Source organism: Rhizobium sp. YTU87027 (assembly GCF_050644135.1).
Taxonomy (GTDB): Bacteria; Pseudomonadota; Alphaproteobacteria; order Rhizobiales; family Rhizobiaceae; genus Rhizobium.
The window spans coordinates 252,638-275,963 of record NZ_CP098440.1 but is presented as its reverse complement, the minus strand read 5'-3'; the positions used below and the strand labels follow the sequence as shown (position 1 = coordinate 275,963).

The 23,326-nt window shown below is 60.5% G+C and carries 21 protein-coding genes; 8 read left to right on the top strand and 13 right to left on the bottom strand.

All coding sequences use genetic code 11. The features are described from left to right. Positions 1–57 precede the first annotated feature (57 nt). From cheT to NBG89_RS01335, 10 genes are all read right to left on the bottom strand, one after another. The gene (gene cheT, locus NBG89_RS01380; RefSeq protein ID WP_431321394.1) at positions 58–453 is read right to left on the bottom strand and encodes a chemotaxis protein CheT; all 396 of its coding nucleotides are present in this window, start codon (positions 451–453) and stop codon (positions 58–60) included. 17 nt (positions 454–470) lie between these two features. Beyond that, a complete protein-coding gene (gene cheD, locus NBG89_RS01375; protein ID WP_088703935.1) occupies positions 471–1,025 on the bottom strand; it encodes a chemoreceptor glutamine deamidase CheD in 555 nt (184 codons plus the stop codon). Continuing rightward, positions 1,022–1,411, bottom strand: a complete 390-nt coding sequence (locus NBG89_RS01370) for a response regulator (protein ID WP_007530058.1) — start codon at positions 1,409–1,411, stop codon at positions 1,022–1,024. The genes cheD and NBG89_RS01370 overlap by 4 nt, the downstream gene beginning before the upstream one ends. Further along, entirely contained in the window at positions 1,411–2,454 is a 1,044-nt protein-coding gene (gene cheB / locus NBG89_RS01365; protein ID WP_431321393.1) for a protein-glutamate O-methylesterase CheB, read from the bottom strand. Before cheB ends, NBG89_RS01370 begins: the two co-directional genes overlap by 1 nt. Next, positions 2,451–3,362, bottom strand: a complete 912-nt coding sequence (gene cheR, locus NBG89_RS01360) for a protein-glutamate O-methyltransferase CheR (RefSeq protein ID WP_431321392.1) — start codon at positions 3,360–3,362, stop codon at positions 2,451–2,453. The genes cheB and cheR overlap by 4 nt, the downstream gene beginning before the upstream one ends. Next, complete coding sequence (locus NBG89_RS01355) at positions 3,359–3,826, bottom strand: chemotaxis protein CheW (RefSeq protein WP_431321391.1); 468 nt, start codon at positions 3,824–3,826, stop codon at positions 3,359–3,361. Before NBG89_RS01355 ends, cheR begins: the two co-directional genes overlap by 4 nt. A 4-nt stretch (positions 3,827–3,830) precedes the next feature. Then, positions 3,831–6,098: a chemotaxis protein CheA gene (locus tag NBG89_RS01350; protein WP_431321390.1), complete on the bottom strand. Its 2,268-nt coding sequence runs from the start codon at positions 6,096–6,098 to the stop codon at positions 3,831–3,833. Between the two features lie 17 nt (positions 6,099–6,115). Next, on the bottom strand, positions 6,116–6,481 hold the full coding sequence (gene cheY1, locus NBG89_RS01345) for a chemotaxis response regulator CheY1 (protein WP_007530053.1): 366 nt from the start codon (positions 6,479–6,481) through the stop codon (positions 6,116–6,118). Continuing rightward, complete coding sequence (locus NBG89_RS01340) at positions 6,478–6,774, bottom strand: STAS domain-containing protein (protein ID WP_088691356.1); 297 nt, start codon at positions 6,772–6,774, stop codon at positions 6,478–6,480. The genes cheY1 and NBG89_RS01340 overlap by 4 nt, the downstream gene beginning before the upstream one ends. Positions 6,775–6,837: 63 nt before the next feature. Then, positions 6,838–8,451, bottom strand: a complete 1,614-nt coding sequence (locus tag NBG89_RS01335; RefSeq protein ID WP_431321389.1) for a methyl-accepting chemotaxis protein — start codon at positions 8,449–8,451, stop codon at positions 6,838–6,840. Positions 8,452–9,100: 649 nt separating this feature from the next. Between NBG89_RS01335 and NBG89_RS01330 the strand changes: the two genes are divergently transcribed. Further along, positions 9,101–10,522, top strand: coding sequence for an ArnT family glycosyltransferase (locus NBG89_RS01330; RefSeq protein WP_431321388.1), 1,422 nt, complete (start codon positions 9,101–9,103; stop codon positions 10,520–10,522). Here the strand turns inward: NBG89_RS01330 and NBG89_RS01325 are convergent. Next, positions 10,496–10,831, bottom strand: coding sequence for a helix-turn-helix domain-containing protein (locus tag NBG89_RS01325; protein WP_431321387.1), 336 nt, complete (start codon positions 10,829–10,831; stop codon positions 10,496–10,498). The two genes, NBG89_RS01330 and NBG89_RS01325, sit on opposite strands and share 27 nt — an antisense overlap. A gap of 34 nt (positions 10,832–10,865) precedes the next feature. Here NBG89_RS01325 and ybaL point away from each other — a divergent pair, with 34 nt between their 5' ends. The 7 genes from ybaL to NBG89_RS01290 all read left to right on the top strand — a co-directional run bounded on the left by ybaL (position 10,866) and on the right by NBG89_RS01290 (position 21,821). Continuing rightward, positions 10,866–12,671 (top strand): YbaL family putative K(+) efflux transporter, encoded by a 1,806-nt coding sequence (gene ybaL, locus NBG89_RS01320; RefSeq protein WP_431321386.1) that lies wholly within the window; start codon positions 10,866–10,868, stop codon positions 12,669–12,671. Positions 12,672–12,725: 54 nt separating this feature from the next. Then, complete coding sequence (locus NBG89_RS01315; protein ID WP_431321385.1) at positions 12,726–13,109, top strand: hypothetical protein; 384 nt, start codon at positions 12,726–12,728, stop codon at positions 13,107–13,109. Positions 13,110–13,201: 92 nt separating this feature from the next. Then, positions 13,202–15,757, top strand: coding sequence for a protein translocase subunit SecD (gene secD / locus NBG89_RS01310; RefSeq protein WP_431321384.1), 2,556 nt, complete (start codon positions 13,202–13,204; stop codon positions 15,755–15,757). Between the two features lie 297 nt (positions 15,758–16,054). Continuing rightward, positions 16,055–17,611: a VOC family protein gene (locus tag NBG89_RS01305; protein ID WP_431321383.1), complete on the top strand. Its 1,557-nt coding sequence runs from the start codon at positions 16,055–16,057 to the stop codon at positions 17,609–17,611. Positions 17,612–18,283: 672 nt separating this feature from the next. Beyond that, entirely contained in the window at positions 18,284–19,201 is a 918-nt protein-coding gene (locus tag NBG89_RS01300; protein ID WP_431321382.1) for a glycosyltransferase family 2 protein, read from the top strand. A gap of 68 nt (positions 19,202–19,269) precedes the next feature. Then, positions 19,270–20,760 carry a lipopolysaccharide biosynthesis protein gene (locus NBG89_RS01295; protein ID WP_431321381.1) on the top strand — a complete coding sequence of 497 codons (1,491 nt, stop codon included), beginning with the start codon at positions 19,270–19,272 and terminating at the stop codon, positions 20,758–20,760. 41 nt (positions 20,761–20,801) lie between these two features. Beyond that, on the top strand, positions 20,802–21,821 hold the full coding sequence (locus NBG89_RS01290) for a polysaccharide pyruvyl transferase family protein (protein WP_431321380.1): 1,020 nt from the start codon (positions 20,802–20,804) through the stop codon (positions 21,819–21,821). Between the two features lie 11 nt (positions 21,822–21,832). Here NBG89_RS01290 and NBG89_RS01285 read toward each other — a convergent pair whose 3' ends face one another. Beyond that, entirely contained in the window at positions 21,833–22,729 is an 897-nt protein-coding gene (locus tag NBG89_RS01285; protein WP_431321379.1) for a DMT family transporter, read from the bottom strand. A 149-nt stretch (positions 22,730–22,878) separates the two neighbouring features. Beyond that, positions 22,879–23,304, bottom strand: coding sequence for an OsmC family protein (locus NBG89_RS01280; protein ID WP_431321378.1), 426 nt, complete (start codon positions 23,302–23,304; stop codon positions 22,879–22,881). Between the last annotated feature and the right edge of the window lie 22 nt (positions 23,305–23,326).

Here is a 23,326-nt window from a genome sequence, read left to right as displayed (position 1 = left end):
ACGATAGATGCCGAAACTTGTGCGAGCGTTTCGTGGGGAGGTGCGAGTAGAAACGGATCAGAAGAAGTCGAAGTCTCCGGCTGCCTTCGCCAGGGGCTGCACATTGCCATAGTGCTTGGCACCACCACCCAGCGCTCGTTGCATTTCACTCAGTTTCACCAGGCTCAACGCCGTTGCGACATCGACTGCCCAATCCTGCGGTATTTCTCCGGTGATCGTGTCAATGAACTCGGCAAGACCGCGTGTCTTCTGCACGGCGAGGTCAATCCCCTGGATCACTTTCATGCTTTCCGGCGAGCTCAGCAGTTCGGCACCGCCTCCCACGTCGAGGAGCTGCGGCTCGATCCGCTCGATCAAATAGGCGACGTCATGCAATTCCGAGACGATACGCATCAGGACATCAGGCAGGGCTTCAGCGGGCGACGGCTGCTCTGTCATTGCATTCACGGTCATCAATAAGGTCCTCGCCCTCAGAAGAATTCGATGCTGGTTTCGACGGGTTTCTGCGGAGCCGCCGGACGCTGCTCGAGCGCAACAGTTCTCTGCGTTTCCGCACCGGTCAACGGGTACTGCCGAGCGCGCCCGGAAACCGGCCAGTATTCGAGCTTGCGCCCATGGTCACCACCTGTGCTGGAGCCGACGACTGGAATACCTTCATCCTTCAGGAACTGCACAGCAAAAGCGGCGTTCTGTTCACCGACATTCGAGAATGTCGAGATCGTCTTCGCTCCGCCGAAGATCTTGGCCTCCAGGCGGTCGCGGCGCGCGCCCTGCTTGAGGAGGCCGTTGATCAGCAATTCCATCAGATGGACGCCGTAACGCGTGGCGTCTCCGCCCGTCATCGGTGTGTTTCCGGTCCCCGGCAGGAGGAAGTGATTCATTCCTCCAACGCCCGCCACGGGATCTCGCAGGCATGCAGCCACACACGATCCAAGGATGGTCGTCAGGACCGCGTTCGGATCATTCAGGACCTTCCATTCGCCCTGGATGATATTGACGCGGCGGGCTGCAACGTCGAGATTCATTTCAATGCTCCAAATACGGCTTCGATAGCCGCCTTCATCTTCTCGATCGTGAAGGGCTTGGCGAGAACGTTGTTGGCACCAAGCTGCGCGGCCTTCGTGACCAGCGCACGGTCGCCCTGCGCCGTGAGGATGATGAACGCCGCCTTCTTCGTCGCAGGGTTGGCGCGAACAGCCTGAAGGAAGCCGAGACCATCCATCTTCGGCATGTTGAAGTCGGAAATCACGAGGTGATGCGGCTGCTGCGTCATGATCTTCAAGCCCTGCTCGCCGTCACCGGCAGCGGTAATCTGCTTGAAGCCGAGCTGGGTCAGCGCATCGCTGAGCAGCAGACGGCTGGTGACCTGATCGTCGACGATCAGAACTTTGATTTTCTCTGCGATAGACATTAATCCGTTCCTTCCTTTCGGGCGGCTGTCATTTTTAGGATTTCTTCGCCGATGGCGTTCAGGGGCAGTTGCTGCTCGACGGCACCGAGTTCGTAGGCGACCCGTGGCATTCCATAGACCACCGAGGTCTTTTCATTCTGACCAAGGGTGCGCGCGCCGGCATGGCGCATCTTCAGGAGACCCGCGGCTCCGTCGCGCCCCATGCCGGTCAGAATCACGCCGACGGCGTTGCGACCAGCCAGCTCGGCCACCGAGTCGAACAGCACATCGACGGATGGCCGGTGACCGTTCACCGGATCGCGTTCGATCAGGCGGCAGCAAGGCGCATGAGCGTTGGTAACCTGCAGGTGGCGCTCGCCGCCTGGCGCGAGGTAGATCTTGCCGATCTCAAGGCGCGCGCCGTCCGTCGCTTCCTGCACGACGGGCGCACAGAGCCGGTTGAGGCGCTCCGCGAAGCTCTTGGTAAAGGTCGGCGGCATATGTTGTGTGATAACAGTCGGCGGGCAGTTTGCCGGAAACTTCTGAAGCACCGCAATCAATGCCTCGACGCCGCCGGTCGACGAACCGATAGCGACGATCTTGCGCCCGACACGGAAGTCGGCCACCGCCGGTGGCGGAGCGGCCGGCGCCGGCTGCGTATACTGGCGACGCTGCGAACGGGCGGCCGCCTTCACCTTCTCGGCCAGATCGCCGAAAGGACGAGCATCGCCCGGAAGCGGCTTGCCGACGCAGTCGAATGCGCCAATTTCAAGCGCTGCCAGCGAGGCATCGGCGCCGCGATGGGTCAGTGTCGAGACCATGATCACAGGCATTGGGCGCAGCCGCATGATCTTCTCGAGAAAGTCGAGGCCGTTCATGTTCGGCATCTCGATATCGAGCGTCACGACATCAGGGTTCAGCTTCTTGATCGCCTCGCGCGCCTCAAGCGCGTCGCCTGCCTGACCGATGACGTTGACCTCCGGATCGGCGCTCAGAACAGCCGTGATCAGGCCGCGCATTGTGGCGGAGTCGTCGACGACGAGAACTTTAGCTGGTGCGCTCATGCCTTCCTCCCCACGCCCTTGCTCGTGTAGCGGTAGGTCGTGATTCCGACATTGTCGAAGACATGCTTGGCGTCACCGGAGACGCGCTCGGAATGACCGATGTAGAGATGGCCGCCTTCCGGCATCAAATCTGCAAAACGCGACCAGATCTTCATCTGCGTCGGTTCATCGAAGTAGATCACCACATTCCGACAGAAGATGACGTCGAACTTGCCCTTGAACGGCCACTGCGCCATCAAGTTCAGCTCGTTATAGGTGATCAGACGCTTGACGCGGTCATCGACCTGGAACTTGCGCCGTCCTTGAACCTCTACCTCACTGAACCATTGCTTGCGCATGGCGGGCGAGACAGTTTCGAGCGCATTTTCGTCGTAGGCGCCCGCCCGGGCGATCGCCAGGATCTTCGGATCGATATCGGTCGCGAGAATCTTGAAGTCGTAGTCGGCGACATTAGGCATCATCGACAGAACGGTGAGCGCGATCGAATAGGGCTCCTGGCCATCCGAGGAGGCGGCCGACCAGATGCGGACCCGACCACCCGTCTTCGCGCGGTGCAGCAGTTCCGGCAGCACATGCTCACGCAGATGCTCGAAATGGTGGTTCTCGCGGAAGAAACGCGTGAAGTTCGTCGTCAGATGCGACAGCATCTCACGGCGAGGCGCGGCACCGGCCGGCGAGGAGACGAGCGCACAATATTCCCGAAATCCGGACAGGCCGAGGTTGCGGATATGCTTCGACAGACGCGAATAGACCAGCGACGCCTTGGTCTCGTTTAGGAAGATGCCTGCATCCGAGTAGATCATCGCAGCGATTTCCGTGAGGTCGCGGCGCGTCAGCGGATACTCTCCGCTCGCCAGCACCTCCTCGGGGCTTCCCTGCCGCATGTCTTTTGCACTCAGGACATTCATGCAGCTTCGCTTTCAGTTTCGGGGAAAATGGCTTCGAGTTCGAGCAGGCAGATCATGCGCTTGTCGATCGCCAGGATACCGCGGGCGAACTGACGCTGCAGTTCGGAGGCTATTTCCGGCGTCGGTTGCACATTGTCTTCGGTGACGGTCAGAATGTCAGACACGGCATCGACCAGTAGGCCGACGACCTTTTGGTATACCTGCGCCACGATAATCACGTGACGCTGCGAGGGCACCGCCGGTTTCATGCCGAGACGGGCGGACAGGTCAATGATCGGCAGTACTGCGCCACGCAGGTTGATGACACCCTTCATGTAGGACGGCGAGTGCGGCATCGCCGTTGCTGGCGTCCAGCCACGGATCTCGCGGACCGACATGATATTTACGCAAAACTCCTGATCCCCGACGCGGAACGCGATCAACTCGCGGTCCCTCTCGTTCAGATTTTTCACGGCATACGACATAAGCTTATCCTACCGCTGCCAGCGATACGTCCTGCTTCAGCGCCTGACCGCGCGAAGCGCCGACAACGGCATCGACGTCCAGAATGAGCGCCACGCGGCCATCGCCGAGGATGGTTGCGGCAGCGATACCGGGAACGTGCGTATAGTTCGCCTCAAGGCTCTTGATGACGACTTGGCGTTGGCCCTGGATCGCATCGACCATGAGCGCGCGCTGTCCGCCACCTTCCGATTCCACCAGGAGAGCAACGCCTTCGACGGGGTTCGCCTGGGTTGCGCGGAAGTTCAGGATCCGGCCGACATCCACCAGCGGGCAGAAGCTGTTGCGGATCGAGATCAAGCGGTGGTTCGCACCAAACGAGTGGATCGCGGCAGCTTCCGGCTGCAGTGTCTCGACGATCGCCGTCAGCGGCACCACCAGCGTCTGGCCGGCAACCGTGACGACCATACCGTCGAGGACGGCGAGCGTCAGCGGCAGGCTCATCGTGAAGATGGAGCCCTGGCCCGGCTTCGAGGTGATGTTGATGCGGCCGCCGAGCGCCTGGATCGAGCGCTTGACGACGTCCATGCCGACGCCGCGGCCAGAGATGTCGGAGATCTTATCGGCCGTGGAGAACCCCGGCAGGAAGATCAGGTTGTCGATTTCCTCGTCCGTCAGGTTGGCATCGGCCGGGATCAGCTCGTTGGCGATCGCCTTCTGCTTCACCTTCTCACGGTTGATGCCCGCGCCATCGTCCGCGAGCTCGATGAGGATGCGGCCCGAGCGGTGCTTTGCCGTCAGGCGAACCGTACCCTCGATATTCTTGCCGTTGGCAGCGCGCTTCTCCGGCGTCTCGATGCCGTGGTCGACGGCGTTGCGGATCATGTGCGTCAGCGGCTCGGCCAGCTTGTCGATCACCGTCTTGTCGACTTCGGTGTTTTCACCTTCGGTGATCAGGCGGATCGTCTTGCCGGTCATATCGGCGATTTCGCGAACGATACGCGACATGCGCTGGAAGACCGGCTTTACCGGCTGCGCGCGGATCGCCATGACCGAGTCCTGGATCTCGCGGGTGAGCTGCTGCAGCTCTTCCAGACCCATGTTGATCGACGACGTGCCGGTCGTATCGTTTTCGATGACGCTCTGCGAGAGCATCGCCTGGTTGATGACGAGCTCGCCGACGAGGTTGATCAGGCGATCAACGCGGTCGAGATCGACGCGGATCGTCTGGCCGGCGGCGGCATTGTTCTGCGCGGCGGCAGCCGCACTCGCAGCAGCGGCGGCAGCAGATTCCTTCTTCTCGACACGGGCAGCGGCGGCAGCCATCTGTGTGACGTTGGAAGCCGTCTCGGCAGCGGCAACGGCAGCGGCGGCATCGGATTTCGGCTGTGCGGCCGGCACTTCGGCAGCACCCTCATCGAGAATGGAGAGGTCGAAAGGAACCGGGATCATCGGCAATTCTTCGGCTTCGGCGGCGGCTGCCTTTGCCTCGACGGGTGTGATCTGCAGATCGCAATCCCACTCGGCGAATTCGAAGACGGTACGGATCGCGTCTTCGCCCTTGTCCGTCTTGAGCGTCACGTTCCAGTAGAAATAGGCCGCTTCCGGATCGAGATCATCGAGACCGGGCAGCGCATCCATGTTGCAGTAGCAGCTCATCTCGCCGAGACGGGAGAGGTCGCGCAGCAGCAGGGTCGCATCATTGCCCTTGGAATAGAGGTCCGAACGCGGCTTGAAGGTGATTTCGTAGGCTGGTAGAGCGGAGCCGGCTTCTTCCTCGCCGCCGAAGTCATCGAAAGAGAAGGGTATCGGCTGGAAGCCGCTGTCATCGGTCGGCTTCGGCGCTGGGGCTGCGGCAACAGGTGCCGGCTTCGCTGCTGGAGCTTCCACGGCTGCGGACGGCGTAGGCAGTTCGCCGTTGGCGAGCGCTTCCAGTTCCTTCACCAGACCGCGGCTGCGGCTTTCATCGACGCTGCCGCCGTCGCGGGCGGCATTGGTGAGATCGGCCAGCACGTCTGCCGACTTCAGCATGACCTTCAGGACGTCCTGTGTCGGCTCAAGCTTGTTGGAACGAACGCAATCAAGTGTGGTCTCGAACACATGCGCGAAAGCGACGAGATCATCCAGACCGAAGGCGCCAGCGCCACCCTTGATCGAATGGACAGCACGGAACACCGCGTTGACGGTTTCCGGATCGCGATCGCCATCATTCATTTTCAGAAGACCGGATTCCAGTTCAGCGAGCTGCTCCTCGCACTCCTGGAAAAAGATCTCTTTGATTTCGTTCATATCCATAGGAGAAAATCCTGGGTTTAAGCGGTTACACGCTCAATGGCATCGATCAGCTTGGCAGGGTCGAACGGCTTGACGATCCAACCGGTGGCACCGGCCTGGCGCGCTCGGTTCTTCTTTTCCGCATCGCTTTCGGTCGTCAGAACCAGGATCGGGATCGCGCGATACTTATCGTTGCGGCGTACACCCTCGATAAAGCCGAAACCGTCAAGGCGCGGCATGTTGATGTCGGTGACGATGACATCAGGATTGGACTCTTCCAGAACCTCGAGGCCCTCGACGCCGTCTTCCGCTTGAATCGTCTCGAAGCCCGCATTGTTGAGGGTCACGAGAAGCATGTTCCTGATGGTCCGTGAATCATCCACGGTAAGCACTTTTTTCTTCATTGCCGGATCTCCTTGGCGAGCAGATGGTGGATATCGACACCAATCAGCTGCATGGTTTTCTGAAATGCGTCCGAAACCTTGCTGAAGCTGAATGCGAACTTGTCCTGGTCCCAGGTCTTGGCGGCAGCCATGAGGACCTGGGCGCTCAGCGCACCGATGCGTTCGACGGCAGAGGCGTCGATGGCCAAATCGGCGCCACGCAACGACGCAAGCTTGTCGCGAAGTGCGGTCGCTTCGTTCAGATCAAGCACCGCTGACAGGTTCAGCGTCTTTCCAGTTTTCCTTGCCGCCATCAGCTCTTCCTTGTCTCCTGGTTCTCACTCAACAAACGTGAGCAGCGCTTATATACTGGTCTGTTAGTAAACAATCCGCCCTCCGACCGAGGCGACCGGCTGCGCGAATCCGAAATCCTCGTCGTCGGCCACGACATCGGCAGTCTGCTTGCCATCGATCGCCGAGGCCAACAGCGGCGCGCGGCGCGCGGGCTCGGCGTTCTGCCGGGCAATGCGAAATTCGCGGATCGTCTGGCCGAGTTCGACGATAACGGTGTGCAGGTAGTCCGCTCCTTCGGCGGAACGCGCGGCCGAAGCCGCGTTGTCGGTCATCTGCACGCCAAGCCCCTTTACGTCGGCCGTTACGACGTCGATGTTCGCGGCGTGCTCGCTTGCCTGATTTGCGACGGCGGCGATCGCCGTGTTGATCTCGCTGACCTGGCGAACGATGTTGCCGATCGAATCCTGGGTGCGTCCGACCATTTGGACGCCTGCGTCCACTTGCGATTTGGTGGTGCTAACAAGTGTCTTGATCTCGCGCGCGGCGTCCGCCGAGCGCTGCGCCAAGGCCCGCACTTCCTGTGCGACGACGGCAAATCCACGCCCGGAATCACCCGCCCGGGCAGCTTCGATACCCGCATTGAGCGCCAGGAGATTGGTCTGGAAGGCGATCTCGTCGATTGCCCCGATAATCTGGCCGATTCTCTCGGCGGACTGCTCGATATCGGCCATGGCAGCGATCGCGCGCCCGACGACTTCGCCGCTTTGTTCGGCTGCCGTGCGCGTCGAAGCCGCGGCCTGCTCGGCGGCACGGCTGCCCGCGGCACCGTGGCGGACGCTTTCCGAGAGATCGGCAAGGGCGGCGGCAGAGGAGAGCAACTGCCGGGCATGAGCGGACGCATTGCCGGCAAATTGCTTCGAAGCATCGCCGAGCGTCTGCACGGACGTTCCAGCAACCGCTGTCTTTTCGGCGATCGCCTGAAACTCGGACTGGACGGCATCCAGCGCGGTGTTGAGCGCCAACGCGATGTCCCGGTGGGCGCTTTCTTCCTCGACGGTTGCTCGAACCGTCAAATCACGGGCGGCAAGGCCATTAATCACGTCGGCGAAAACGCGAGCGATCTCTGCTTTGTCACTGTTGCGTTGATCGGCGAGCGCGCGCTGCTGGGTCGCCCGCAGGGCATTGAAACGCAGGGAGACGGCAATCTCGACGTCCACCATCACGAGGCGAATGATTGCCGATATGAGGTCGGAGACTTCCTTGGCGCGACGACGGCTGCTCGGCAGGAAGGAACGGCCGGCCAGCTCGATTGCAAGGCCACCGATGACATGCTCGAGAACAACGCCATGGCCGGCAACGTGCCAGCGCGGGTCAAGGCCCATCTTGCTTTCGGAATCGGACAGAACCTTCACGCGCTCAGCATAAAGGCTGTCGAAACGCGCATCCGTCAAAACGTCCCAGTGCGAGGCCTGCAGGTCGTGGAGTCGCTCGACCTGGCGCTCACTTTCAAAATTCCGTGCGGCGTCGGGAAAGGACTGAAACCGCTGGAAGAGATCACGCAGGCCGGCGGTCAGGTGTTGCTGAAGATCGACGCGATGGCGCCGGACCAAATCACAGTGTTCGGCATCGAGACCGGCAAAGCGAAGTCGGTCACGCAAGCTTCCTGCCTGCGCTCCTCGTGCCTGATCTGATGGCATTTCCTGCCCCAACGCCTGTCCCCAACCACATGCCGGGCAAGAGGCCCGTCACTAATCTATTGCCCCGAGCGGCAGGTACGTTGCTGACAGGTGGCTTGCCTCCGGCCGCCGCCGGCGGCCTGAAGCCTCCCGATCAGTAGATTCTGCTTCGGAGCTGCTTGATGAGATGGATTCCGGATCGACCGGTACGGCGGTGCGGCGTCATGCCTGGTGGGAACGAGTGAATTTTTCCCATTCCGACGTTTCATGCAATGTTTATGGTTAATTCCTTGCCTGAAGGTTAATGCGTATTTTATGAATGTCGACTTTCCAGCAGGCCCTAATAACCATCTACGAATTACTGGGCTTGCGTTGCATCGCTGCTACAAGTCCGGCGCAAGCTTTGTGTTATACGCCCAGAAATAACCGTGACATGACGTCAAAAGGATTGGGCAATGATTGTTCTCGGATTGGGGTCTTGCTTCCTCGCAATTGCTGTTCTCGCAGCCGTTACGCTGCTGGAGCGCATCGAAGCGACCCGCGGCCAAATTTCCCTGCGCGTCCTTTGAATTTCCATAACTAGGCGGTAAGGACCAGCCACGCGCCCGGCACGCCGGCGCGCTAAACTTCGGCTCTACTACTGCGTTTGCGTTTAACGGAACTTCCGTTCATGTCCGCCAGACTTGGCCTCTTTATCATTCTCGGCGTGACGCTCTGGCGAGTGATCACCCTTCATTTCGACACGACCGATCTGTTCGTCGATGAAGCGCAATACTGGCTCTGGTCGCAGCATCTCGACTTCGGCTACTATTCAAAGCCGCCGATGATCGCCTGGGTCATTCGGGCAATGACCGAGCTTGCGGGATCGACATCGATCTATTGGATCAGGCTTTGCGGACCGCTGATCCATATGGCGACTGCAGTCATGATGATGAAGACTGCCAAGCGCTTCGTCGGGCCTGACATCGAAGGGTGGACCGGTGTCACCTTCATCACCCTGCCGGGCGTTGCGCTGTCATCGGTGTTCTTTTCCACGGATGTCGTGCTTCTCTTTTTCCTGACCGTCGCGCTGTGGGCCTATTTCGGCCTGACCGCGAAGCGTTCCGCAGGTCTCGCCCTTCTCATGGGATTTGCCTTCGGCTGTGCCTTTCTGTCGAAGTACGCGATCCTCTTTGTTGTTCCCGGGGGGCTCATCGCGCTCATTCTTCTTCCCAGCGCTCGCATTGCCTGGCGGGATTTCTTCATATCCGTCATCGTTGCGGTTGCCGTCGCAGCGCCGAACCTCTGGTGGAATCTTGCCCACGACGGCACGACCGTTCGTCACACCACCAACATCGCGCATTGGAGCAAGCTCCGCATCGACGTTGCCGGAGGCCTGGAATTCTTCGCGGCACAATTCGGCGTCGTCGGACCGATCGTGTTCTTCGCGATGCTCTGGGCCGTCGCGCGCGCGATCAAGGGCAAGAGCGAGCCGCGGGAAAGGCTGCTGATCTGGCTATCGATGCCGGTCGTTCTGCTGATCACGCTTCAAGCACTGGTCGCCAAGGCCTATGCCAACTGGGGTGTGACCGCCTATATCGCGGGAACGATGCTTGCCGTATGGCTGCTTGACCGTCTCTGGCCAAAGGGATTGCGCATCTCGCTGATGATAAATGGCGCGGCCAGTTTCCTGTTTCCGCTCGCCGCGGTCTTTGCGCACCAGCTGGTGCTGCCCAACGGCAACGAGATCATGAAGCGCTATCTCGGCCGCAGTGCGATCAGCCGCGAGGCTGGCGAGGTGGCGCGTCAATCGGCCGTCCCAATCATTGTCAGCGACAGCCGCGACCTGCTGGCAGACATGTTCCACACGCTGCGAGACGATCCTGTCCGTATCTACGCTAAGCCACCATCCGACGCGCCGGACAACTATTACGAGCAGACCTTTGCCCTGCCGAGCGATGTTGCCGAGAGTGTTCTTTTCGTGACGACGCATCCGATGGAGTGCGCACAAACGCCCGAGTTGGTCCGGAGCTGGCAGCCGGTCGAAGGCTATTATCGCGGCAAAACGATCTTTTCCTACAGGATTTCACCGGCCTGCCTCACCGGCAAATAGACCGTCACTTCGGGGTGGATGGAGGCCAAGGCACGTTCCCGACCCCTCAACGTCCACAAACACGACGCCGCCTTTTTCAAAGGCAAGACGCAACTGCGCCTCGGTTGCACGATGAATTTCGTGGTGCTTTCCTTCATAGTCGCGGATTGTGCTGCGCGACACGGCCGCATGCTCTGCGAGGTCGAGCTGCGTCCAGTCAAGCAATCCGCGAGCGGCTCGGCAGAGTGCCGGTGTCAGAATTGTTTCCTTTGCGCCTTGACCCATAATGTCAAACCACCCATATTGGTTGATATAAGCCATATATGTCATGTTTTAGCCGAGATTTCTAGTTCAGGAGAGAGTGATGCCGCACGATACGCCCCTGATTTCGACAATCGTCGGAGGCCTCGTGCTTGCATTCCTTCTTGGCGCGCTTGCCCACAGGCTGCGACTGCCTCCCCTGGTCGGATATCTTGTGGCCGGCGTCCTCGCTGGCCCGCATACGCCGGGTTACGTTGCCGACCAGAGCCTTGCGCCCGAACTCGCCGAGATCGGCGTCATCCTGCTCATGTTCGGTGTCGGGCTGCACTTTTCCCTTAAAGATCTGCTGTCCGTTCGTGGCATCGCGGTCCCAGGCGCGATCGCGCAGATCGGATTTGCCACATTGCTTGGCTGGGGACTGGGCGCACTGATGGGATGGCCGACGGGAGGAAGCCTCGTCTTCGGGCTTGCTCTTTCCGTCGCTTCAACAGTCGTCCTCTTGAAGGCGCTGCAGGAGCGACGGCTCATCGAGACCGATCGCGGCAAGATCGCGGTCGGTTGGCTGATCGTCGAAGACCTCGCAATGGTTCTGGCGCTTGTCCTCATCCCAGCCGCGGCCAGTATCGGCGGTGGGGATCACGCGACGGTCGAGCCCCTTTCTGCCGCGATCAATAGGCTCTTCGGCCTCGACCTCGGCATCGGTGGCATTATTGTCATGACCCTCGTCAAGGTCGCGCTGTTTGTCGGGCTGATGCTGGTTTTCGGGCGCCGGATCATCCCCTGGACGATGCACCGCATCGCCCACACCGGATCCCGAGAACTGTTCCGCCTCGGTGTCCTGGCAATCGCTCTCGGCGTCGCCTTCGGCGCCTCCAAGCTCTTCGGCGTTTCGCTGGCGCTCGGCGCCTTCTTTGCCGGCATGGTCCTCGCCGAAAGCGAGCTCAGCCATCGTGCCGCCCAGGAGAGCCTTCCGCTTCGCGATGCCTTCGCGGTGCTGTTCTTCGTCTCGGTCGGCATGCTCTTTGATCCGAATATTGTTGTCCACAAGCCGTTACTGCTGCTTGCCACCCTCTTCATTATCGTGATTGGAAAGTCGATCGCCGCCTTCCTGATCGTGCTGTTGTTCCGGAAGCCCGTCGGCACGGCGCTGACTATTTCCGCAAGCCTTGGGCAGATCGGCGAATTCTCCTTTATCCTGGCGACGCTGGGCGTCTCTCTCGGCCTGCTGCCAGAGGAGGGACGCGACCTCATCCTGGCGGGCGCCATCATCTCGATCATTCTCAATCCGCTGCTCTTCTACGGTTGCGATCGCCTGCGTCTCTTGTTGGAGCGCACGAAGCGCGACGAGTCTGCCGCGGAGCCGGCGGCACCGGAGCCGGCTGAAGAGCCCGCGGTAGCGGATGACGTGCGACCGACAACCCTTCGTGGACACGCAATCCTTGTCGGCTACGGTCGCGTGGGCAGCATCGTCGGGCAGAGCCTCAAATCGTCCGGGACGCCTTTCCTTGTGATCGAGGACTCGGACAAGCGCATTGGGGAACTTCGAGACCAGGGAATCGAAGCGATCAGCGGCAATGCGGTTTCGCGCGAGGTGCTCGACCTTGCGAACCTCGCCGGCGCGCGCAGTCTTGTCGTCGCCATTCCCAACGCGTTCGAGGCTTGCCGTGTTGCCGAGCAAGGCCGCGCCGTCACCCCGTCCATCCTGATCGTGGCGCGCGCGCATTCGGACGCCGAGGTCGAGGCTTTGAAGGAATACGGTGCAGACACCGTCATCATGGGCGAACGAGAAATCGCCATGGGCATGGTTGACCGGCTGGCCCAAGTGCATCATGACAGTGTGCCCTATGAAGACAAAGCCGAGACTGCTACAATCGCAGTCGAGGAAGCGCCTTCTCCCGATAAAGAATGAGAGACTTTTGCGCCGTTGAGCCGGTACGAGGTTGAAAATCCAAATGATCACGAGATGAGGCTCGACGCGCGCCGCATGAGCAGCCGCGTTGCGATCTCCCTGGTCGTTGCCATTTTCGCCTATCTCGGTCTGCTGCTCGGCGGCAATCTCGTCATCGGTCCGACGCGCGGCCCGAATTCGGTTTCTTCGTCCAGCAAGGACAGCCAGCCGCCGCAGGTAAGCGCGCGAGACGTCGTTCGCGGCATCCTGACCGCCGAGCGCAAGCAGGCCTTCAAGTATACTCCCTATGATTCCGGCAGCGCGGCAACAAGCGCAACGCCTGGAGTCGCGCTCCTCTCAACTGGGGAGCCCACGTATCCGGTCGCCTTCCACCCGCAGCTTCGTGCTGCCGATGGCAAGGCTTACGATTCGCATGGCCCGCCAGCGGCCGCGGCATGAATGCGCGCCGACCCGGCGCTTTCCATTGCTTTTAAGACACGCCGCCTGCGCGAGGAGCGCAGGCTCAAGCGTTATCAAGGATAAACAACAACATGCGTAATTCACCATGGCTGGTGTTCACCTATACGGTGATCATTCTCCTCGGCATTTTGATCGCTTTGCCGAACGCTCTGCCGCAATCAACGCTCGACCGCTTGCCTTCATGGTTGCCACACAACCGGGTTTCGCTCGGTCTCGACCTTCGCGGCGGCTCGCACCTCGTTCTCGAAGTTGACGAAGCTGACCTGACCCGTGAGCGGCTGCAATCTCTCCTGCAGGACGCCCGTCGCGTGCTTCGTGAGAAGAGTATCCAGACGAAGTCGATCGTCCGCAACCAGAACCAGATCGTCGTCACCTTGACCGATCCGGCTCAGAGCGATGAAGCCGTCACGCAGCTGAAAACCCTCGGCAACGCGATCGCCACCGGCCTCAGCGCCGGCCAGTCCGATCTCTCGGTGACAACCAATGGCGGCAATATCATCGTCGCCTTCTCGCCCGCCGGCATCGCAGCAAACGTCGACTCGGCCGTTCAGCAGAGTCTTGAAGTCATTCGCCAGCGCGTCGACCAGGTCGGCGTCGCCGAACCGACGATCCAGCGTATCGGCGGAAATCGCGTTCTCGTGCAGCTTCCGGGCGCACAGGATCCGTCCCGCCTTCGCCAGCTTCTCGGCTCGACCGCGAAGATGTCCTTCCACATGCTCGCCCCGAACAACCAGCCGGGACCGGGCGTAACGATGCTCCAGGACGAAAAGGGCAATACCTATCCTGTTCTCGACCGCGTCGAGATCTCGGGTGACCGCCTCTCGGATGCCCGCGTCAGCTTCGATCCAAACACGCATGAGCCGGTCGTCAGCTTCCGCTTCGACAGCGCCGGCGCAACCCGGTTTGCCGAAATCACCCGCCAGAACGTTGGCAATCCGTTCGCCATCGTCCTCGACGACAAGGTTCTGAGCGCACCTGTCATCCGCGAACCGATCACCGGCGGCTCCGGCCAGATTTCCGGCAGCTTCTCGGCCGAGAGTGCAACCACGCTCGCCGCCATGCTGCGCGCCGGTGCCTTGCCCGCCAAGCTCACCGTCATCGAAGAACGCACCGTCGGTGCTGACCTCGGCGCAGACGCTATTCGCATGGGTATCTATTCGGGTCTCGTCGGCTTCGTGCTCGTCGCAGCGTTCATCTTCATCTTGTACGGCACGTGGGGCTTCCTTGCGAACTTCGCGCTGCTCGTCCACACGATCCTAACCTTCTCGGCCCTGACGCTCGTCGGCGCGACGCTCACCCTGCCAGGTATCGCGGGTGTCGTTCTCGGTATCGGTCTTGCGGTTGACGCGAACGTTCTCATCAACGAGCGCATCCGCGAAGAGACGCGCAAGGGCAAGAGCGCCTTTGCCGCCATCGACACCGGTTTCCGCCGCGCCTATTCCACGATCATCGACGGTAACATGACGGCGCTGATCGCGGCGGCGATCCTGTTCTGGTTCGGTACTGGCCCGGTTCGCGGCTTTGCCGTGACCATGGCGCTTGGCCTGATCATCTCGATGTTCACGTCCGTCGCCTTCGTTCGTGTAACGATGATCGAGATCACGCGTCGTCGTAAGCTGAAGGTCCTGAACATCCGTCCGCTGATACCGATGATGTTCAATCCTTACGGCCGCCACATCCAGTTCATGAAGGCTCGCTTCTTCGGCGTGACGGTCTCGGCGCTTCTGTCGATCGCCTCGGTCGTGCTCTTCATTCATCCGGGCCTCAACTACGGCGTCGACTTCCGCGGCGGCATCCAGATGTCGGTTAAGACGCAGGAGGCCGCCGATCTCGGCCGCTTCCGCGAAGGCTTGAACGGCCTTGGCCTCGGCGAAGTCTCCCTCCAAACCTACGGCGACAACAACACCATGGCGGTGCGCGCGCAGCGCCAGGACGGCGGAGAAGAAGCCCAGACGGCAGCCGTCGAGAAGCTGAAGGCGGAGATCATCAAGATCGATCCGTCGGCAACCGTCACCGGCACCGACGTCATCGGTCCGAAGGTCAGCGGTGAGCTTGCCTGGGCCGGCATCCTGTCGGTCGTTATCGCAAGCTTGGCGATGCTGTTCTACATCTGGTGGCGCTTCGAGTGGCCATTCGCTGTAGGCGCCATCGTCACGCTCATCCTTGACGTGACCAAGGCGATCGGCTTCTTCGCGCTGACCGGCCTCGACTTCAACCTGACGGCTATCGCCGCAATCCTGACGCTCGTCGGCTATTCGGTGAACGATAAGGTTGTAGTCTACGACCGCATGCGCGAAAACATGCGGCTCTATAAGTCGATGCCGCTCCGCGAAATCATCGACCGGTCGATCAACGAGACGCTGGCACGAAGCCTCTACACCAACGCGACAGCCTTCCTCGCCCTGTTGCCGATGGCGATCTGGGGCGGCAGCGCGGTCTCGAGCTTCGCGATCCCGATGGTCTTCGGCATCCTCGTTGCTGGCGCTTCGTCGATCTTCATCGCAGCACCGATCCTGCTCTTCCTCGGCGACTGGCGTCGCCGCCACGGCAAGGCCCTCACCGCGGCCGAACCCGAAGCAGAGATCATTCCTCCGCAAGAGGGCCAGTCGCGCAAGACCGCCGGCTGAGTATGATGCTGAGCTGAATGAAATGAGGGCGCCGGCTGCAGAACCGGCGCCCTTTTATTTTCAATGGAGGGAGATTCCGCGGCCTCGGCGCAAGCGCCTCCGCGATCAATCGCCGACACTCCGGCAATTCCGCGACGTTCTGGACGAACTGGACAGTTTGGATTTGCAGCCACGCGGAGATACTCTAGTTCTTTAGGCAGAACATTCGAAGCAAGCTCCAACTGCAACGGCATGACGTTTATAATCGCACTGATTCTGGCGCTTACGTCGCCCTTCAAGCCATCCGGACTGTATTCAATGGTATCTGGCATCCATCACGTGACCCTTATCACCCGAAAGGTACAGGCAAACGTGGATTTCTACGCAGGGTTTCTCGGCATGCGGCTGGTCAAACAGACCGCTGGTTTCGAAGACGCCACGCAGCTTCACCTGTTTTACGGAGATGCCAAAGGCAGCCCCGGTTCGCTGGTAACCTTCCTCGTATGGGAAGACGGCTCGCCCGGGCGCGTCGGCCACAGCCAGATCGGTGAGCTGTCGCTTGCCATCGATCCCGCCAGCATCGGTTATTGGCTGACGCGCTGCATGAGTTTCGGGATCCGTTCGGAAGGTCCGGTCGATGAGTTTGGTGAACCGGTCCTGCGCCTGAAGGATCCCGACAACATCATCGTCAAGCTCGCCGGAGCCCGCGATCTGAAATCTTCGGCCGTTTGGGATGGGGCGGGTGTGCCGGTGGAGCACGCGGTTCAACGTGTGCGCGGCGTTACCATGCTGACGGAAACGCCGACCGAAAGCCGCGACTTCGTGGAGCGCCATTTCGGCTACCGCTTCCAGACGAACCGCGGCAACATCGATCGGCTTGTGTCAGAATCCGGCGATATCGTCGACGTCAGAAATGCCCAGGGCTTCTGGTCCGGCGCTCCAGGTCCTGGGACGGCCGATCACGTCGCGTTCCGTGCCACCACCGAACAGCAACTTCACAAGGTTCACGATGCGTTGAAGGAGAGCGGCGCGTCTGCGACGAACCTGCACGATCGCAAATATTTCGAATCGCTCTACGCCCGCGAGCCGGGCGGAACCCTGATCGAACTGGCAACCGACAAGCCCGGCATGACGGTGGACGAGCCACAGGCCACGCTCGGCACCAAGCTTTTCGTTCCCAAGGATCCGATCACCGATCTCAAGGATCTGAAGGTCGTTCTTCCGCAGTTTTCGATGCCCGGCGAGCCGCGTATCAATTATCGCGACCTGCCCTTCGTGCACCGCTTCTATACCCCGCCAGACCCCGACGGCAATGTCTTCGTCCTGTTGCATGGCTCGGGCGGGAACGAGACGACACTGATGCCCCTGCTGCACGAGGTTGCCCCGCATGCCACGCTGCTTGGCGTACGCGGACGGGCGACCGAAGAGGGCATTCCGCGCTGGTATAAGCGCATCACGCCATTCTCCTTCGACCAGGACGACATCAAGAGCGAGGCCGAGGCCTTTGCCGCCTTCATCGAAGGCGCCGTATCCTCATATGGACTGGATCCGAAAAAGATCGTCTATGTCGGCTATTCCAATGGCGCGAACCTGCTCAACTCACTGCTCTATCTGCATCCGAATCTGGTGCACAAGGCGGTCCTGCTGCGCTCCATGTCAGTCCTGAAGACCTATCCGCACGCCGATCTCAAGGGCACGGATCTCCTGGTCATCAGCGGCAAGACGGATGCATATGGCAAGTACGCCAGCGAGCTTGAGACGCGTCTGAGGCAATCGGGAGCGACCGTCGATTCGGATATCATTTCCGGCGGACACGACCTCGGCGACGCGGACGTCCCGATCATCCAGAAATGGTTGTTACAGCGGAGCAACTGACATGGACGGGTTCTGGCTGCGCCGGCATGGCGTCTCAGGCGCGGCGAGTCCTGTCTCAGGTATGGCGTCCGCGCGGAAATGCCGGCAATTCCGTCCTCTTGCATTGTTCGGAAGCAACGATTGAAAGAAAAGGCGAGCAAGCCGCCATCAATTCGCGCCAGGCGATAGCAAAGAAATAACTTCTGTCCCTGTCGGTTGCACTTTTCTGCTTCGCGCTGCGTCAGAACAGTGGTCGCGGCGCACCGGCGCGTGTTGGTTATTTGTTGTTCATGAAGAAGTTTACGTTCGTTTCTCCATGGTTCTAAAACCGCTCGCATCATCTATTGCGAGACATACAACGCATAAGCATCTCTCAAGTAATATTTTGCGTCTTATAAAATAAATTTTGCTTTTCGCATTTTGCAAAACGCTATTTTGATCTTATCAATATTTTATTTCGTACAATTATGAATTTTTAAGAATTATTAAGACTTGATTTATCCATAGTGTTTAAGATCTATTTTTTACATCTATATTTAGATTGTATTATTCTCTACAAGCGGCAAGAAATTACCACATTCGTCTGCGAACTGCTCCACCTGTTCTATTTTGCTGCAGCGCAAAATGCTCCTTGCCGAAGCAGGGTCTCAGCCCTATCCTCGCTTCGACATCGATCGCAGAAGGGGAAATTGAATGCCTCCTCGACCCGTGGACATCAGCCTGATCATCTCGTCGAGAAATCGGGCCCATGGACTGACGAACTGCCTGGATGCTATTTCTGTTGCCGCCCGGCAGGCAGACTATCTGAGACTTGAACTCGTCTTCGTGGACAATGGGTCCACAGACGAAACGTCGGATGTCGTGCGGCAGTGGGCGTCGACCGCTCCGATCAAAACCAACTTGATCTATGAAGCGAAGCCCGGTCTCGCCGTCGCCCGCAATACGGGCTTGAGCGCCGCGAGAGGCCGCATCCTCGCCTTCACCGACGACGATTGCGAAATCTTTCCCGACTATTTCAGCACGCTCGCGGCCCTGTTCAGCTCGGATACGGAGATGGTCATGCGCGGCGGCCGGATCGAGCTCGGCGACGCGCGCGACCTGCCGGTGACGATCAAGCCTGAGATGGAACCTGCGGTGCTGACCAGCGACCTGCATGCCGGTGGCTTCATTCATGGTGCCAACATGGCGTTTCCCTACACGCTGGTTGAGAAGATCGGTCTCTTCGATACGCGTTTCGGCGCCGGATCACCGTTCCGTTCCGGCGAGGACACCGATTACGTTCACCGCGCCTTCAATGCCGGCGTGCGTGTCGAATATCTGCCCGATTTTGCCGTCAAACACTTTCATGGGCGGCGCGAGCTCGCGGATATCAAGCGCCTCCAGACCGGCTACGCCTTCGGCAACGGAGCACTATACGCCAAATACCTCTTCGATCGCCGGTCGAACATGCGCGGTATGCTGCGCTGGGAAATCCGCCAGGCGCTTATGGAAACGATGGGGCGCAGAAAACTCAACGGAGAGCTTGGCCTGACCTACCGCAGCCAGCTTCGTGACAACCTGACCGGCATGCTCGCCTACTGGCGGGCTCCGAAGGCAAAGCAGCCCGCCTGAGGCGCTCGCCGCGCCACCAACAGAATCAACACGCGACTCTTCGCGAGCCAAATTCGATTGGATAATGCATGGCCGATACGGCAATTGCCCACGCCGACCTCAAAAAGAAAACCGCGCTTTCCGTCCTGTGGTCGGTGGTCCGCGTCGCCTGGAGCACGATCGCAACCTTTGTGATCTTCGTCATCCTCGCCCGCATTCTCGGCCCCGGCGATTTCGGCACCTTTGCGCTTGCAAGCCTGTTCGTGGAAATTGGTCGCGTGCTTGCCTATGCGGGCCTCGGCGACGCTGTCACGCGTCAGCTCGATCTCGACGAGGAGCTTGCCGACACGGCCTTCTGGGCGACGATCGCCTTCAGCGCCATCGTTGCTTTGCTGGTGTTCTTCTTTGCACCCTACTACGGCAATCTGGTGCGCGATCCGTCGGTATCAGACATCCTTCGCTGGCTGGCGCCGCTGCTTCCGATTTCCTCGCTGGCGGTTATCCATAATGCGCGCCTCGCACGCGAATTTGGCCACAAGAGCCTCGCCGGACAGGCAATCGTCGCAAGCCTGCTGTCAGGCATCACCGCCGTCGTCTGCGCCTTTCTCGGCTGGGGCGTCTGGGCGCTCGTGGCGCAGACCGCGGTCAACGCCGCCGTCACCGTGCTCCTCGGCTGGTGCTACTATCCCTGGATGCCGAAGTTTCGCTTCAACGTCACGATGTTCCGGTCCGTCTTTCTCTTCAGCATCAGCCTCGTTGTGACGCAGCTGATGTGGATGCTGCTTGCCCGCGTGCAGGACATCTTCATTTCGCGCTGGTTCGGCCCAGTCGAAGTCGGGCGTTATCGCATTGCCTGGCGACTGATCGAACTGATCGGGCAGGCCGTGCTCGCGCCGATTGGCAGCGTGTCGCTCGTCACGCTGTCGCGGCTGCAGAACGACCACACGGCCTTCCGCAACGCCTACAACAAGATCGTCGGCGCTGCCGCGCTCGGAACCATGCCGCTGCTGCTCGGCTTCGGCGCTATGTCGAACGACATGATCGCGCTGCTCTTCGGTGACAAGTGGGGCAATGCCGGCGACATCGCCACCGTGCTCGTGCTGATGGCGGTTCCGTTCGTCATGAACTTCTTCGCTTCGTCGGCGCTTTCCGCGGTCAACCGGGCGGAGTCGATCCTGTCCGTCGCCGCCTTGCAGCTCGCGACGACACTGATCCTTACCTGGCTGCTCGTCCCCTACGGCGTTGTCGCTGTTGCTGCGGGCTACACGCTACGCGCCTGGCTGACGATGCCTTATCAGCAATATGTCCTCGCCCGATATGCGCACATCGACGCGAAGAGCACGCTGAAGGCCGTTGCCCTGCCCTTCTGCGGCGCGGCGCTTATGGCCGTCTGCGTCTGGTTTGCGCATCCTGTCATCCTGGCGCACGTTCACAACCGCTGGGTAGCGCTCGGCCTCAGCATTGGCCTTGGCGGCATGATTTACCTAGCCTTCCTGCCGATCTTCGGCCGCTCGGTGATCCGCCCCTATATCGCGCTCGCCATGTCCCTCAACCCATTCCGCAAACAGGCCGAAGCTTAGCCGCTTGCATGGACTACTTGTCCGTAAACAAGGAGCATTTCATGGAATCCAATATTACGATCATCAACCGTCTTCAGGGCGTGATCGCCAATTGCCTTTCCGATCTCTTTGATCCGTCCGAGCGTTTTGCGCTTCTCGACTTTCCGAACCACTACAATATCGGTGACAGCGCCATCTGGCTCGGCGAGCTGGCCTATTTCGACCGCAAGCGCACGCGCCCGTCCTACGTGACCGAAATCCCGACCTACGACGAAGACCGGATGCTCAGCGCGATCGGCAGCGGCCGCATCTTCCTGCATGGCGGCGGCAATTTCGGCGATATCTGGGCGGGCTACCGCCAGTTTCGTGAAGGCATGCTCGACAAACACAAGGGCCGCCCGATCATCCAGATGCCGCAGACGATCCATTTCAAGGAACAGGCCAACGTCGACAGCACCGCACGCGCCATCGAGCGCCATGGTCATTTCACGCTGCTCGTCCGCGACCAGCGAAGCCTGGAATTTGCCCAGCGCTGGTTCCAGTGCGAGACACGCCTTTGCCCCGACATGGCCTTCTGCATCGGTCCGGTCACGCGTCCGACGCCCCAGCATGAGCTGCTGCTCAATCTGCGCGAGGACCAGGAAGTCGGCGCCGCGCAGGATCTGACGGCGGCAACCTCGCGTCCGGGTACTGTGAAGTCGGACTGGCCCGACGAGCCCGCCGATTTCCAGCGCCAGACGAAACATGCCGCGATCTTGAAAGGCCTGCTGACCGGCCGCATCGGCGGCCGCGCGCGGATGACGGAGCTTGCCTATCGCGAACGGGCGCAGCAGCGTTTCGACCGCGGCGTGGCGCTCCTGGGCTCGGCGCGCCAGGTCATTACCGACCGGATGCACGGGCACATCATGTGCGTGCTCCTTGGCGCCGATCACTGCGTCCTCGACAACAGCTATGGCAAGACGAGCAGCTTCATCCAGGCGTGGGGCACCTGCAACAGCGACAAGGCGGAGCTTGCCTCAACGGTCGACGAGGCGCTTGCCATCCTCGATGCGCGCCGCGTTGCGACGGCGACCGCCGCCTGAAAGGCTCTCGATCAGCCTCGCCGGGCAACCAGAATCCCGGCGAGCACCGCGACCCCGCCGATCGCCTGCATTGGGCCGATCGGCTCGCTGAGCAGTACCCAGGCGAGGATTGCCGCCACGACGGGCTGTAGCAGTAGCGTCAGCGAGGAGAAGGCGGCCGGCAGATAGGCAAGTGCGTAAGCAATGGCCACCTGCCCGCCCGCATGGCTGACGAAGGCGAGCCCGAAGACGATTGCCCAACCGTAGGCCGTTGGCGGCAGCATGTGGCCTTCATAGAAGAAGCCTAGCGGAAAGATACAGACAGCGGCGGACGCAGTGCTCCAGAGCATAATGCGGACCGTATCGAAGCGGCTGCGCAGCTTGCCGATCGCTAGGATGTAGCCCGCATAGAACACGGCTGCGATCACCGCCACGCCGTCGCCGCGGAGATCGCCATTGCCGAGTGCCGCCGGGCCTCCCTTCAGGATGACCACACCGGCCAGCGCCAATGCCAGACCGAGAACGAAGACAGGCGTGACCGCCGCGCCGAAAAACAGTAGCCCGATCACCGTGACAAAGACGGGGGCAAGATTGGCGAGTAGCGTTGCGTCCGCCACCGACGTCATGGTGATCGAGACATGCCAGGTGGCAAGATCCACGGCAAGCACGACGCCAGGCAGGATCAGCATGGCATAATCCGAGAGCTTTTCAGGCTTCGGCCCGGCGTCCCTGCCCTTGGCAAGCGAGAAGATGAAGATCGGGATCAGGGCAAGGGCCACTCGCCAGAAGGCGGTTGCCATCGGCCCGACTTCGGACAGCCGCACGAAGATCGGCGAGCCGCCGATCGCCGCGCCGCCGAGGATCAGGGCAGCAAGGGGAAATCGGTTGGATGCGGGGGTTTCGGCAATGGCGGAAGCGGCTTGCGACATGTCTCTCAAATGCTTTCTGACTGCCTTAGGCTGGCAGCGAGCAACGGACCTATCAAAAGCTGTGGCGAGCGGATAGCCGAGGAACGGCAAGGGCAGGCAAAGGCGCAATCTTAAATATCTGTCGATGCGAATTTACCGCACTGTACAAATCAGCCCGAGATGACGGTCGAGAATTCAGGCGTCCCGCGGATGGTGTTGCTGACCGTGCAGATCTCTTCCGCCGCATGCGCGATCTTCAGGCGCGTCTCTTCATCGAGGTCGCCTTTGATCGAGAAGGCGATGTTGAATGTCTGGACGCGTGACGGGCCCTCGCTCGCCTTTTCACCTGTGACGTCGGCGGTAATCTCGGTGACGCGGTCGAGAATGCCCATCTGGCTCGCGGCAATACGGGCGCTCAGGACCAGGCAGGCCGACAACGACGCATATAGAAGGTCCAGCGGATTGAAGCCTGGTTGCGAGGCGCCGGTGACGATATCGAGCTCGCCCCTGGTGGCTGAGGTGATATGCGGAAAACCCGTGCGGCCAAGAACAGCGGTTGCGCCAACGGGACGGGGACGGGCCTTGAGGTCGGCCATGCGAAAATCCTTTGGTGATGAA

Excerpts from the sequence above, each read along its gene's own strand:
- cheB (WP_431321393.1), bottom strand. The coding sequence starts at position 2,454 with ATGAGCGCACCAGCTAAAGTTCTCGTCGTCGACGACTCCGCCACAATG.
- NBG89_RS01295 (WP_431321381.1), top strand. The coding sequence starts at position 19,270 with ATGGCCGATACGGCAATTGCCCACGCCGACCTCAAAAAGAAAACCGCG.
- cheT (WP_431321394.1), bottom strand. The coding sequence starts at position 453 with ATGACCGTGAATGCAATGACAGAGCAGCCGTCGCCCGCTGAAGCCCTG.
- cheY1 (WP_007530053.1), bottom strand. The coding sequence starts at position 6,481 with ATGAAGAAAAAAGTGCTTACCGTGGATGATTCACGGACCATCAGGAAC.
- NBG89_RS01290 (WP_431321380.1), top strand. The coding sequence starts at position 20,802 with ATGGAATCCAATATTACGATCATCAACCGTCTTCAGGGCGTGATCGCC.
- NBG89_RS01350 (WP_431321390.1), bottom strand. The coding sequence starts at position 6,098 with ATGGATATGAACGAAATCAAAGAGATCTTTTTCCAGGAGTGCGAGGAG.
- NBG89_RS01370 (WP_007530058.1), bottom strand. The coding sequence starts at position 1,411 with ATGTCTATCGCAGAGAAAATCAAAGTTCTGATCGTCGACGATCAGGTC.
- ybaL (WP_431321386.1), top strand. The coding sequence starts at position 10,866 with ATGCCGCACGATACGCCCCTGATTTCGACAATCGTCGGAGGCCTCGTG.
- NBG89_RS01335 (WP_431321389.1), bottom strand. The coding sequence starts at position 8,451 with ATGCCATCAGATCAGGCACGAGGAGCGCAGGCAGGAAGCTTGCGTGAC.
- NBG89_RS01300 (WP_431321382.1), top strand. The coding sequence starts at position 18,284 with ATGCCTCCTCGACCCGTGGACATCAGCCTGATCATCTCGTCGAGAAAT.
- NBG89_RS01285 (WP_431321379.1), bottom strand. The coding sequence starts at position 22,729 with ATGTCGCAAGCCGCTTCCGCCATTGCCGAAACCCCCGCATCCAACCGA.
- NBG89_RS01280 (WP_431321378.1), bottom strand. The coding sequence starts at position 23,304 with ATGGCCGACCTCAAGGCCCGTCCCCGTCCCGTTGGCGCAACCGCTGTT.
- NBG89_RS01305 (WP_431321383.1), top strand. The coding sequence starts at position 16,055 with ATGGTATCTGGCATCCATCACGTGACCCTTATCACCCGAAAGGTACAG.
- NBG89_RS01340 (WP_088691356.1), bottom strand. The coding sequence starts at position 6,774 with ATGGCGGCAAGGAAAACTGGAAAGACGCTGAACCTGTCAGCGGTGCTT.
- NBG89_RS01355 (WP_431321391.1), bottom strand. The coding sequence starts at position 3,826 with ATGTCGTATGCCGTGAAAAATCTGAACGAGAGGGACCGCGAGTTGATC.
- NBG89_RS01325 (WP_431321387.1), bottom strand. The coding sequence starts at position 10,831 with ATGACATATATGGCTTATATCAACCAATATGGGTGGTTTGACATTATG.
- cheR (WP_431321392.1), bottom strand. The coding sequence starts at position 3,362 with ATGAATGTCCTGAGTGCAAAAGACATGCGGCAGGGAAGCCCCGAGGAG.
- NBG89_RS01330 (WP_431321388.1), top strand. The coding sequence starts at position 9,101 with ATGTCCGCCAGACTTGGCCTCTTTATCATTCTCGGCGTGACGCTCTGG.
- cheD (WP_088703935.1), bottom strand. The coding sequence starts at position 1,025 with ATGAATCTCGACGTTGCAGCCCGCCGCGTCAATATCATCCAGGGCGAA.
- NBG89_RS01315 (WP_431321385.1), top strand. The coding sequence starts at position 12,726 with ATGAGGCTCGACGCGCGCCGCATGAGCAGCCGCGTTGCGATCTCCCTG.
- secD (WP_431321384.1), top strand. The coding sequence starts at position 13,202 with ATGCGTAATTCACCATGGCTGGTGTTCACCTATACGGTGATCATTCTC.